11 protein-coding genes are annotated in these 11,417 nt (G+C 71.1%); 3 read left to right on the top strand and 8 right to left on the bottom strand.

From position 1 onward, the window contains the following. Positions 1-51: 51 nt before the first annotated feature. Positions 52-342 (top strand): YiaA/YiaB family inner membrane protein, encoded by a 291-nt coding sequence (locus tag ON36_RS02900; RefSeq protein WP_043647403.1) that lies wholly within the window; start codon positions 52-54, stop codon positions 340-342. 48 nt (positions 343-390) lie between these two features. Here the strand turns inward: ON36_RS02900 and ON36_RS02895 are convergent, their stop codons facing one another. Together ON36_RS02895 and purL are read right to left on the bottom strand one after the other, a co-directional pair. After that, positions 391-2,193, bottom strand: coding sequence for an alpha/beta hydrolase (locus ON36_RS02895; protein WP_083884870.1), 1,803 nt, complete (start codon positions 2,191-2,193; stop codon positions 391-393). Positions 2,194-2,265: 72 nt separating this feature from the next. Beyond that, on the bottom strand, positions 2,266-4,560 hold the full coding sequence (purL, locus tag ON36_RS02890) for a phosphoribosylformylglycinamidine synthase subunit PurL (protein WP_043647402.1): 2,295 nt from the start codon (positions 4,558-4,560) through the stop codon (positions 2,266-2,268). A 282-nt stretch (positions 4,561-4,842) separates the two neighbouring features. Between purL and ON36_RS02885 the strand changes: the two genes are divergently transcribed. Continuing rightward, the gene (locus tag ON36_RS02885; protein ID WP_043647401.1) at positions 4,843-6,045 is read left to right on the top strand and encodes a glycosyltransferase 87 family protein; all 1,203 of its coding nucleotides are present in this window, start codon (positions 4,843-4,845) and stop codon (positions 6,043-6,045) included. On the opposite strand, the gene ON36_RS02880 is transcribed toward ON36_RS02885, so the two are convergent. The 4 genes from ON36_RS02880 to purS form a co-directional block, all read right to left on the bottom strand. Then, positions 6,003-7,283: a M18 family aminopeptidase gene (locus ON36_RS02880; RefSeq protein ID WP_043647400.1), complete on the bottom strand. Its 1,281-nt coding sequence runs from the start codon at positions 7,281-7,283 to the stop codon at positions 6,003-6,005. The two genes, ON36_RS02885 and ON36_RS02880, sit on opposite strands and share 43 nt — an antisense overlap. Positions 7,284-7,316: 33 nt before the next feature. After that, positions 7,317-7,730 (bottom strand): MarR family winged helix-turn-helix transcriptional regulator, encoded by a 414-nt coding sequence (locus tag ON36_RS02875; protein ID WP_043647431.1) that lies wholly within the window; start codon positions 7,728-7,730, stop codon positions 7,317-7,319. Between the two features lie 218 nt (positions 7,731-7,948). Then, positions 7,949-8,626: a phosphoribosylformylglycinamidine synthase subunit PurQ gene (gene purQ, locus ON36_RS02870; protein ID WP_043647399.1), complete on the bottom strand. Its 678-nt coding sequence runs from the start codon at positions 8,624-8,626 to the stop codon at positions 7,949-7,951. Continuing rightward, positions 8,623-8,859, bottom strand: coding sequence for a phosphoribosylformylglycinamidine synthase subunit PurS (gene purS / locus ON36_RS02865; RefSeq protein ID WP_043647398.1), 237 nt, complete (start codon positions 8,857-8,859; stop codon positions 8,623-8,625). Before purS ends, purQ begins: the two co-directional genes overlap by 4 nt. Before the next feature lie 97 nt (positions 8,860-8,956). On the opposite strand from purS, the gene ON36_RS02860 reads away from it, so the two are divergent. After that, the gene (locus ON36_RS02860) at positions 8,957-9,601 is read left to right on the top strand and encodes an MBL fold metallo-hydrolase (RefSeq protein ID WP_043647397.1); all 645 of its coding nucleotides are present in this window, start codon (positions 8,957-8,959) and stop codon (positions 9,599-9,601) included. Between the two features lies 1 nt (position 9,602). On the opposite strand, the gene ON36_RS02855 is transcribed toward ON36_RS02860, so the two are convergent. Both ON36_RS02855 and ON36_RS02850 read right to left on the bottom strand, forming a co-directional pair. Further along, on the bottom strand, positions 9,603-10,952 hold the full coding sequence (locus ON36_RS02855) for a dipeptidase (protein ID WP_043647396.1): 1,350 nt from the start codon (positions 10,950-10,952) through the stop codon (positions 9,603-9,605). Between the two features lie 10 nt (positions 10,953-10,962). Further along, the gene (locus ON36_RS02850) at positions 10,963-11,400 is read right to left on the bottom strand and encodes a hypothetical protein (RefSeq protein WP_043647395.1); all 438 of its coding nucleotides are present in this window, start codon (positions 11,398-11,400) and stop codon (positions 10,963-10,965) included. Positions 11,401-11,417 lie beyond the last annotated feature (17 nt).

Here is an 11,417-nt window from a genome sequence, read left to right as displayed (position 1 = left end):
TCGAGTAGTTGTACGCGTTCGCGGCGGTCGCCGGACGGGGATCCTCGGTGCATGAGCACATCGAGCACCAAGCCGAAGAACACCTCGGCCTACGTGGCCCAGGCGGCTATCGCGTTCGGCGTCAGCATGTTCGGCGTCGGCGTCGGCATCTTCTACCTGCCGCTGGATTCCTGGCAGCGCGGCTTCCTCGGCATGTCCGTGCTGTTCCTGGTGACCAGCTGCTTCACCCTGGCCAAGGTCGTGCGCGACCAGCAGGAGAGCGCCGCGCTGCTCGGCCGCATCGACGAGGCGCGCCTGGAAAAGCTGATCGCGGAACACGATCCGTTCAAGCACGCCGCGTGACCCCGCCGGGTGGCCCGATCGAGGGGTTCGGGCCACCCGGCGGTGCCGTCACTTGAGCTGGTGCTCGGTGGCCGCCGACTCCTGGATGAAGAGCCGGATGCGGTCGGCCACCTCAGGCGTGTAGTCCGGCGGCTGGGCGATCGTGGCCCACGCGTCCTGCACCAGGGAGCCGTAGTTGTGACCGTGCCCGTTCGAGACCGTCTGCGCGCGCGGCAGATCCGCGGCCACCTGCCAGAAGGTGACGATCGGGTACCAGGCCATCGACGGAGAGACGTCGGGCCCGTGCGGCTCGCGCAGCCAGTCCGGTTCGGAGAACAGCAGATCCGGCGACCACCACACCACCGGGTCGGAGGCGTGCTGGAGGTAGACGATGCGCGGCTCGGTCCAGTTCGGGCCGGGTTGGCCGAGCTGCGGGCTGTCGGCGGCGAAGCGGACCGAGAGGCCGTCGGCGTAGACCGGAACGATCTCGGGGCTGCCGGGGTCGCGGCGGCGCACGAATTCCGACCACAGCCGGTTCGAATTCGGCGGGCCGACGAACAGCACGCCGTCGGTGCGGTTGCGCAGGTCGGCCAGGCCGGAGAAGGCGCCCTCGGCGCCCTGCGAGCCCAGGCTCTCGCCGTAGACGAGCAGCTTGGGCCTGGCGTTCTCCGGCAGCTCCGACCAGCGGGCGTAGACCTTGTCGAACAGGGTGCGGCCCATGGTCATCGACTTGTCCCGGTCCGACAGGAACGACAGCGCGCTGGGCAGATACGAGTACTGGGTGGCGACGAGGGCGGAGTCGCCGCCGTACATGAGTTCGACCGCCTCGGCGCTCGACGAGTCGACCCAGCCGGTGCCGGTGGTGGTGATCACGACGAGGGCCTTGCGTTCCCAGGCCCGGGTGCGGTCGAGCTCGGCGACGGCCAGGTCGGTCTGCGCCTCGACGCCGTCGGCGGACTCCAGCCCCGCGTACACGCGGATCGGTTCCTTGGCCGGGCGCCCCGTGACCTGGCTGATCTGCAGCGCGTTCGGCACGTAGGAGACGAACCAGCGCCCCTCGGAACCGAGGGTGTCCCACTTCGCCAGCGACTCCGGGCTGCCCGAACGTTCGGGCAGCGTCGGCTGGCTCGCGTGCGGCGAGGTGTGGCTGTTGCGCACGCTGAACGCCGAATTGGCGACGGCGAAGAAGCCTTTGGCGAGCACACCGTTGAAGAGCAGCACCGCGAGCACGCCGACGATCAGCACCCCGACGGGTTTGGCGACGCTGCGGGGAACCCGCAGCCACTTGTTCAGCTCACGGGCGACCCAGCCGACCAGCCGGGCCAGCAGCCGCGAGATCCACACCAGCAGGAACACCACGACGGCGCCGACCAGCAGGGCACGCAGGAAGCTGCTGTCGGTGTCGGGCGGCATGCCCATGAGTTCGAGGATCTGCCGCTGCCAGTGCGAGGACCGGATGGTCATGACGGTGGCGAACGCCAGGCAGGCCAGCACGATCAGCGTCCGCACGGCGGCCGCGGTCCACGTCGGCCGCCGGTCCCAGAGTTCGGCGGCCCGCGCGGGCAGCGTCACCCGGGGGACCACCCAGCGCCGCCAGGCCCAGGCGAGCAGGCAGCCGCCGCCGTAGCCGATGGTGGCGTTGATACCGCTGAGCAGGCCCTGGAAGAACCAGTCGCGCGGCAGCAGCGACGGGGTCATCGACCAGCCGTAGAACATGGTCGCCACGACCAGCCCGGTGTAGTTCGGGTGGAAGAACCGGTCGACGGCGTGTAGCGCGCGCAGTACGGGATTGTCCGTTTCCGCGGGCGGCGACGCCGGCTCGGCGACGGGCGCGGGGGTGTCCTCGTCCGGCCCGGAGACTTCCGTGGACATGCTCGGCTCCCTCCTCGGGCGCCCGAGCGGAGACGACAGCGCCCGGGGCACGGGGCCCCGGGCGCCGACCGGTCAGGCGGTGTGCGCTCCGAACAGCTTAGGCAGCGTGCCCTCGAAAGCCTCGCGCAACTCGGCGAGCGGGACCGAGAATTGTCCCTGCACCTCGATCGAATCCGAGCCCTGGTCGACCACGCCGATACGGGTCCACGGCAGCTGACGCGCGTCGCACATCTTCGTGAAGCGGGTCTCCTCCGAGCGCGGCACGGCGACCAGCACGCGGCCCGCCGACTCGGAGAACAGCTGCACGAACGGGTCCGAGCCCTCGGGCAGCAGGATGCGGCAGCCGGTCTCCCCGGCCAGGGCCGCCTCGACGACGGCCTGCGCGAGGCCGCCCTCGGACAGGTCGTGCGCCGCGGAGATCATGCCGTCGCGGGAGCCGGAGGTCAGCACCTCCGAAAGCAGCTGCTCGCGGGCGAAGTCGACCTTCGGCGGGACGCCGCCGAGGTGGTCGTGGGCGACCTGCGACCAGATCGAGCCGCCGAACTCGTCGTGGGTCTCGCCCAGCAGGATCAGCGTCTCGCCGGGCTCGAGGCCGAGACCGGTCGGGATGCGGCGGTGCACGTCGTCGATGACGCCGAGCACGCCGACCACCGGGGTCGGCAGGATGGCGTCCTGGCCGGTCTGGTTGTAGAAGCTGACGTTGCCGCCGGTGACCGGGATGCCCAGCGTGGCGCAGCCGTCGGCCAGGCCGCGCACGGCCTGCTGGAACTGCCACATCACGCCCGGGTCCTCCGGCGAACCGAAGTTCAGGCAGTTGGTGACGGCCTTGGGGGTGGCGCCGGTGGTGGCGACGTTGCGGAAGGCCTCGGCCAGCGCCAGCTGCGCACCGGTGTACGGGTCGAGCTTGGTGTAGCGGCCCGACGCGTCGGTGGCCAGGGCGATGCCGCGGCCGGACTCCTCGTCGATGCGGATCACGCCCGCGTCGGCGTGCTCGGCCAGCACGGTGTTGCCGCGGACGTAGCGGTCGTACTGCTCGGTGATCCACTTGCGGCTGCACAGCTGCGGGCTGGCGATCATCTGCAGCAGGGTGGCGCGCAGTTCCTCGGCGGTCTTCGGCCGGGGCAGGGCGTCCGGGGTATCGGCGATCAGGGCGTCCTGGTAGTCCGGGCGCCGGACCGGGCGCTCGTAGACCGGGCCGTCGTGGGCGACGGTGCGCGGCGGCACGTCGACCACGGTCTCGCCGTGCCAGGTGATGACCAGGTGGTCGCCGTCGGTGACCTCGCCGATGACGGTGGCCAGCACGTCCCACTTCTTGCAGACGGCCATGAAGGCGTCCACGTTCTCGGGCGTGACCACCGCGCACATGCGCTCCTGCGACTCGCTCGACAGGATCTCGGCGGGGGTCATGTTCTTGGCGCGCAGCGGGACCTTGGTCAGGTCGATGTGCATGCCGCCGTCACCGGCGGCGGCCAGCTCGGAGGTCGCGCAGGACAGCCCGGCGCCGCCGAGGTCCTGGATGCCGACGACCAGCTTGCCCGCGTACAGCTCGAGACAGCACTCGATGAGCACCTTCTCGGTGAAGGGGTCGCCGACCTGGACGCTGGGCAGCTTCTTGCGGCCGGTGCCGGACTCGTCGCCGGAGAAGGTGTCCGAGGCGAGCACGGACACGCCGCCGATGCCGTCGAGGCCGGTGCGCGCGCCGAACAGGATGATCTTGTTGCCCGCGCCGGAGGCGAAGGCCAGGTGCAGGTCCTCGACGCGCATCGCGCCGGCGCACAGCGCGTTGACCAGCGGGTTGCCCTGGTAGGAGGCGTCGAAGACGGTCTCGCCGCCGACGTTGGGCAGGCCGAGGGAGTTGCCGTAGCCGCCGACGCCGCGGACCACGCCGTCGACCACGCGGCGGGTGTCGGGCGCGTCGGCCGCGCCGAAGCGCAGCTGGTCCATGACCGCGATCGGGCGCGCGCCCATCGCCATGATGTCGCGCACGATGCCGCCGACGCCGGTGGCCGCGCCCTGGTACGGCTCGACGTAGGACGGATGGTTGTGGCTCTCGACCTTGAAGGTGACCGCCCAGCCGTCGCCGACGTCGACGACGCCCGCGTTCTCGCCGATGCCGGCCAGCATGGAGGCCTTCATCTCGTCGGTGGTGGTCTGGCCGAAGTAGCGCAGATGCACCTTCGAGGACTTGTAGGAGCAGTGCTCGCTCCACATGACCGAGTACATCGCGAGTTCGGCGTCGGTGGGACGGCGGCCGAGGATCTCCTTGATGCGGGCGTACTCGTCGTCCTTGAGACCGAGTTCCTTGTACGGCTGCGAAACGTCCGGGGTGGCTGCGGCGGTAGCGACCGTGTCGACCTGCAGAGTCACGGGAGACCAGGGTCCTTTCGACCGGGGGAAGATGACTCGAAGTCTAGTCGGGCGGCTACGACGGCCCGAACCCGCCTGCGCTCTGACCGGGGGGACAACCGTTAGTCTGTGCCCGTGAACGAGAGTCCGGGGGTCGCCGAACGGGTCGATCCACCGCCATCCGCCGCCGTCAGGCCGCCGGAACCGGTTTACCCCGGCCCCGCCGACGCACCAGCGGGCGACGCGGAGAGCGGACCCTCCTCCCTACCTGTACCCACGCGCGCCACCCCCGACACGCGGCAGGTGCGCTGGCTGGGCGCCGCGATCTGGCTCTGTGTGATATCGGCGACCATCTCGGTGCTGACCCAGTGGTGGTACGGCTACATCGACCTGCAGGTGTACCGGGCGGGCGCGCAGGTCTGGCTCGACGGCGGCGACCTCTACGGCCCGCTGCCCGAGGTGATGGGCATCGCCCTTCCGTTCACCTATCCCCCGCTGGCCGCCGCGTTCTTCGCGCCACTGGCCCTCATGCCGCTGCCGGTGGCCGAGATCGCCGTGCTGCTGACCTCGATCCTGAGCATCGGCATCACGCTGTGGCTGGTGCTCGGCCGGGTCCGCCCCGGCCTCGACCGGCTGCCGGTGCTGACGATCGTCGTCGCCGGTGTCGGCTTCGCGCAGTTCCTCGAGCCGGTGCGCCAGACGCTGAGCTTCGGCCAGATCAACCTGGTCCTCATGGCCGCGATCGGCCTCGACGTGCTCGCCAAGCGGACGTTCTGGCCGCGCGGCATGCTGATCGGCATCGCGGTGTCGATCAAGCTGATCCCCGCCGCCTACCTGCTGTACTTCCTGCTGCGCCGGGACTGGAAGGCGGTCGGGACCATGCTGGTCTCGGCGGCGGCCGCGATCGGGGTCGGGTTCCTGCTGTTCCCCGAGGACTCCACCCAGTTCTGGCTGCACACGCTGACCGACACGACCCGCATCGGCCAGCCGTACTTCGCGGGCAACCAGTCGATCAAGGGCACGCTGTGCAGGCTCGGCCTGCCGGACGCCACCACCACCGCGCTGTGGCTGACGCTGTCTTTCGTCACAGTGATCCTGGCCGCGATCTGGATGCACCGGCTGCTCTCGGTGGACCGGACCGTGGCCGCACTGCTGGTGAACGCCGCGGCCGTGCTGCTGGTCTCCCCGGTGTCCTGGTCACACCACTGGGTGTGGGTCGCGCCCGCGCTGCTGGTGGGGGTCGACGCGTTCGTGCGCGGCCGCCGCTCCCCCGGCTACGTCACCGCCCTCGGCAGTTTCACGATCATGTTCCTCGTCGGCCCCCAGTGGTTGCTCGGCCACGCGGGCGACAAGGAACTGGCGTGGACCTGGTGGGAGCAGATCATCGGCAGCAGCTACGTCTGGAGCACCTTCGCGGTGCTGGTGTACGCGGTGTGCGCCTACCACCCGCGGCGCGCGGGCGGCTACCGCTCGGCGGTCAGGAAGGCCGCGAGCGCGGCCGCGTAGGCGGGCACGTCGGCGGCGGCCATCAGCTCGCGCGCCGAGTGCATCGCCAGCTGCGGGGCCCCCACGTCGACGGTGGTGATGCCGGTGCGCGCTGCGGTCATCGGGCCGATGGTCGAACCACACGGCAGGTCCGCGCGATGCACGTAGCGCTGCAACGGAACTCCCGCCTGCGCGCAGGCCAGCGCGAACGCGCCCGCGCCCGCCGCGTCGGTGGCGTAGCGCAGGTTCTGGTTGACCTTCAGCACCGGTCCGCCCCCGACGGTGATGCGGTGCGCGGGCTCGTGCCGCTCGGGGTAGTTGGGGTGGGTGGCGTGGGCCATGTCCCCGGAGGCGACCACCGACGCCGCCAGCGCGGCCAGGTATTCCGCCCGGCCGCCGCCACCGGCGAGCACGATCCGCTCCAGCACGGCGGGCAGCAGATCCGACTGCGCGCCCCGGTCGGACTGGCTGCCGACCTCCTCGTGGTCGAACATGACCAGCACCGGGGTGTGCGCGCCCGGCGCGTCGACGGCCGCGCGGAACGCCTCCAGCCCGGCGTAGCAGGTGGCCTGGTTGTCCAGCCGTGGCGCGCTGACCAGGTCGCGGTCGCGCCCGACCAGCGTGCTGGGGGCGAGGTCGTGGGTCATCAGTTCCCAGCCGAGCACGTCGGCGGGGCGGATGCCGGACCGTTCGGCCACGAAGTCGAGGAAGGAGGCGGGCTCGTCGCCGATCGCCCACACCGCGTTGACGTGCCGCTGCGGGTCGAGGGTGACCCCGCGCCGCTCCTCGGACAGGTGGATGGCCAGCTGCGGCACCCGCAGCACCGGCTCGTCGATGCGGACGCGCAGATTCGTCACCACGCCGCGGTCGTTCACGCTCAGCCTGCCCGAGACGCCGAGTTCCCGGTCGAGCCAGGAGTTGAGCCAGGCGCCGCCGTAGGGCTCGAGCCCGACCAGCTGCCAGCCCGCGGACAGCAGGTCCGGGTGCTGCTTGACCCGCAGGTTGGGGCTGTCGGTGTGCGCGCCGACCACCCGGAAGCCGGGCGCGCCGGGCACGGTGGACCAGGCGATGAGCGAGCCGCCGCGCACCACGAAGAACCTGCCCTCCGCGTGCGTCCACACCGCCGTCTCGTCGAGCTGGGTGAAACCGTCGGCGCGCAGGGCCTCCGCCACCGTCGCGCAGACGTGGAACGGCGAGGGCGAGGCGTCGATGAAGGCGCACAGGCCCTCGGTGGTTGCGGCGGTGAGCGAGTCCGGCATGCCAGCGATCGTAGAGGACACCGGCGCGGGGTCTCAGATGTCGGCGATGGCCGTCAGCGCGGCGAGCAGGTCACCGTAGCGGCGCGCGCCGAGGTGGGCGCGCAGCTCGGCCTCGGCCCGCTGCTCGTGCACGCGCACCTTCTCCACCAGTTCGGCGCCGAGGCCGCTGAGTCCGATGAGGATGCGGCGCCGGTCGTCCTCGGCGGCGAGCCGGAAGACCAGGCCGCGCTCGGCCAGATGGTCCGCGTGCCGGGTCGCCGAGGACGGCGGCAGCTGGGCCCGCCCGGCCAATTCGCTCATCGTCAGGCCGGAATCGGTGGACAGGTTCGACAGCATGGACCAGTGGTCGGCCGTGAGATTCTCCGCGGACAGGGCGGATTCCAGTTGCCCAAGCCAATTTCTTTCCGCCGCGCGCAGTGCGCCGTGCACTGTGGAATACCCACTCATGATGGACTCGGATCGCATTCCCACCCACTGACAAACTCATCGAACAGCGCTGTTCGCACCAGTGAGCAGCGTACCCAGTTAACGCCATTTCCGCGTCCCCGAATGCGCAGATCAAGCGGGCTTGCACCGAAATACACCGACCCGCAAGGGATTTCACCCGGAAATAGCTCGGCCGCCGGAGCGCGGATTTCCCTGCGCGCCGGCGGCCGAGTGGAGAACTAGGCGCTGACCAGGCTGTCCAGCACCGAGAGGAACAGGCCGAGGCCGTCGTCGCTGGGCCCGGTGAGCGGTTCGGTGGCGTGCTCCGGGTGCGGCATCAGGCCGACGACCCGCCCGTTCGCCGAGGCGATACCGGCGATCCCGCGCTGCGAGCCGTTCGGGTTGTCGCCCGCGTAGCGGAACACCACGCGGCCCTCGCCCTCCAGCTCGTCGAGCACCTGCTCCGACGCCTGGTAGCGGCCCTCGCCCGACTTCAGCGGGATGAGGATCTGCGCGCCGTCGTCGTAGCGGGAGGTCCAGGCCGTGGTGGTCGACTCGACCTTCAGCCACTGGTCGCGGCAGATGAAGTGCAGGCCCTCGTTGCGGGTCAGCGCGCCGGGCAGCAGGCCCGCCTCGCACAGCACCTGGAAGCCGTTGCAGATGCCGAGCACCGGCAGACCCTGGCCCGCCGCCCGCACGACCTCGCCCATCACCGGGGCGAACCGGGCGATGGCGCCGCAGCGCAGGTAGTCGCCGTAGGAGAATCCGCCCGGCACCACGACCGCGTCGACGCCCTTGATGTCGGCGTCGGCGTGCCACAGGCTGACGGCCTCGCCGCCCGCGAGGCGCACCGCGCGGGCCGCGTCGACGTCGTCGAGCGTGCCCGGGAAGGTGATGACACCGATACGGGCACTCATGAGACCCGGACGACCTTCCAGTCCTCGATCACCGTGTTGGCCAGCAGGGCCTCGGCGATCTTCTCGAGCTCGGCGTCGTCGACGCTGTCATCGACCTCCAGCTCGAACCGCTTGCCCTGCCGGACATCCGCGACTCCGGCGAATCCCAGACGCGGGAGCGCACCGACGATGGCCTGTCCCTGGGGGTCCAGGATCTCGGCCTTCGGCATCACCTCGACCACGACTCGTGCCACCTGTTGCTCCTCATGTGGTGTGGGGGTTACAGGGGAAATCCTAGTGGCGCGGCCCGCGTACCCGCCGTCCGGGGTCGCGCGGGCATAGCATCGCGGTATGCGCATCGCCCACTTCGGCCACTCCTGCATCCTGGTGGAACTGCACGGCGTCAAGGTCCTGTTCGACCCGGGGACGTTCTCGCACGGCTTCGAGGGCATCACCGGCCTGGACGCGATCGCGGTGACCCACCAGCACCCCGACCACATCGATCCCGCCCGGATCGAGGCGCTCGTCGAGGCCAATCCCGGCGCGCGCCTGCTGTCGGATCCCGAGACCGCCCAGCAGCGCGGCGAGGGCTGGGAGCCGGTGTCGGCGGGCCAGGTCCTCGACCTCGGTGAGTTGCGGATCACCGGCGGCGGGGGCAGGCACGCGGTGATCCACCCGGAGATCCCCGTGATCGATAACACGGTCTTCCAGCTCGGCACCGCCGCCGATCCGGCCCAGCTGGTGCACCCCGGCGACTCGCTGTGGGTGCCGCCGGTGCCGGTCGGGGTGCTCGCGATCCCGGCGGCCGCGCCGTGGATGCGGGTCGCGGAGGCGGTCGACTACCTGCGTGCGGTCAATCCGCGCACCGCCGTGCCCATCCACTACGGGATCATCGAGCCGGAGGCCCGCGGGATCTACTTCGGCAGACTCACCGAGATGGCACCCGCGGGCACCGAGTTCCGTCCGGTGCGGCCCGAGGCCGAGCTGACCCTCTAGCTCAGCGGTAGGTGGTCAGGAACAGCGCCTCGGCCAGCGCCAGCCGCTCGATCTCGCCGGGGTCGACGCTCTCGTTCGGCGCGTGGATGAGGCACTTGGGCTCCTCGACCCCGAGCAGCATGATCTCGGCCTTCGGGTAGGTGTCGGCGAAGACGTTGCACAGCGGGATCGACCCGCCCTGGCCCTGGGTGGTGGTCGGCCTGCCGAAGGCGGTGGTCAGCGCGGCGTCCATGGCGGCCCGCGCCGGGCCGCCGCCCGCGGCGGAGAACGGCTCGCCCTGCGCCTCGACCTCGATGGCGATCTCGGCCCGCCAGGGCACGTGCGCGCGCAGGTGGGCCTCCAGTGCCCGCAGCGCCGCGCCCGCCTCGATCCCGGGCGGGATGCGCAGATTGAGCCGCGCCCGCGCCGAGGGCTGGATGGCGGCGGCGGACCCGACGACGTCGGGCGCGTCGATGCCGAGCACGGTCAGCGCGGGCCGCGCCCACAGCATGTCGGCGACCGTGCCGCTGCCGAGCAGGTCGACACCGTCGAGCACGCCCGCGTCCTCGCGGAACTGCGCGTCCGGGTACTGCACGCCCGGCCAGACCTGATCGTTGCGCAGGCCGTCGACGGTGGTGTCGCCCTTCTCGTCGCGCAGCGTGGCCAGCACGTGGATCAGCGCGGCGAGCGCGTCGGGGGCCGGGCCGCCGAACATGCCCGAGTGCATGGCCCCCTGCATCGTCGACACGGTGACGACCACGTTGACGTTGCCCCGCAGCGTCTCGGTGAAGGTCGGCACGCCGACCGCGAAATTGCCGCTGTCGCAGACCAGGATCGCGTCGGCGCGCAGCAGGTCGGGGTTCTGCTCGACGAAGCGTTCCAGGCCGCCGGTGCCCTGTTCCTCCGAGCCCTCCGAGACCAGGGTGATGCCGATCGGGAAGTCGGGGCCGATCGCGCGCAGGGCCGTCAGGTGCATGACGATGTTGCCCTTGCAGTCCGCCGCACCGCGGCCGTACCAGCGCCCGTCCTTCTCGGTCAGCGTCCAGACCGGGGTGCGCCAGGCGGCGTCGTCGAGCGGCGGCTGCACGTCGTAGTGGCAGTACAGCAGCACCGTGGGGGCGCCGGGCGGCGCGGGTCGCGACGCGACGACGGCCTTGCTCCCGTCGGGGGTCTCGTGCAGGCCGACCTTGTTCAAACCCGCCGCGGCGAAGGCGTCGGCGACCCAGTGCGCGGTGCGCTCGCACTCCTCCGGCGGGAACTGCCGGGCGTCGGCCACCGACTTGAACGAGACCAGCTGCGTCAGATCGTGTTTCGCCTGACCCATCAGGTCCCGGATACGCGCCCGCAGCGCGTCGGCGGTGTCGTCGGTCATTCCGGTCGCCTCACTTCGTGGTGTCGTCGAGATCGAGCGAATCGATATGGCTGAGGTACCCGGGCAGCTCGTCCGGGCAGTACACGGCGATGGTCAGCGCGACGGCCTGGGTGACCTTGTTGTCCCCGATGACCGGCCTGCTGCCGGGCCCGCTCGCCCCGTTGGTGATCGAGGCCTGGTACCGGGCCTTGGTCAGCGCGGCGTCGGGGTCCTGGCAGACCGCGCCGCCGTCGGTGCCGAGCGAATTCTCCAGCAGATCCGCCGAGGGCGCGGGCAATCCCGCCTGGATCAGCGACTGCCGCAACTGCTCGGCCTTGTCGTGCGCCTTCGCGTCCTCGTGGATGCCGGCGAAGGTGAACACGCCGATCAGCGCGAACACCACGAGCACGACGCCGGCGGTGACATAGATCCAGCGCCGCTTGTGTTCGGGAGCGTCTCCGGTACTCACGCCGTCTCCTTTCGCGC

The organism is Nocardia thailandica NBRC 100428 (genome assembly GCF_000308795.1).
Lineage (GTDB): Bacteria > Actinomycetota > Actinomycetes > Mycobacteriales > Mycobacteriaceae > Nocardia > Nocardia thailandica.
The sequence above is the reverse complement of the archived record's forward strand: the minus strand, read 5'-3'. Positions and strand labels throughout refer to the sequence as shown.

Excerpts from the sequence above, each read along its gene's own strand:
- ON36_RS02880 (WP_043647400.1), bottom strand. The coding sequence starts at position 7,283 with ATGCCGGACTCGCTCACCGCCGCAACCACCGAGGGCCTGTGCGCCTTC.
- ON36_RS02855 (WP_043647396.1), bottom strand. The coding sequence starts at position 10,952 with ATGACCGACGACACCGCCGACGCGCTGCGGGCGCGTATCCGGGACCTG.
- ON36_RS02875 (WP_043647431.1), bottom strand. The coding sequence starts at position 7,730 with ATGAGTGGGTATTCCACAGTGCACGGCGCACTGCGCGCGGCGGAAAGA.
- ON36_RS02895 (WP_083884870.1), bottom strand. The coding sequence starts at position 2,193 with ATGTCCACGGAAGTCTCCGGGCCGGACGAGGACACCCCCGCGCCCGTC.
- ON36_RS02860 (WP_043647397.1), top strand. The coding sequence starts at position 8,957 with ATGCGCATCGCCCACTTCGGCCACTCCTGCATCCTGGTGGAACTGCAC.
- ON36_RS02900 (WP_043647403.1), top strand. The coding sequence starts at position 52 with ATGAGCACATCGAGCACCAAGCCGAAGAACACCTCGGCCTACGTGGCC.
- purQ (WP_043647399.1), bottom strand. The coding sequence starts at position 8,626 with ATGAGTGCCCGTATCGGTGTCATCACCTTCCCGGGCACGCTCGACGAC.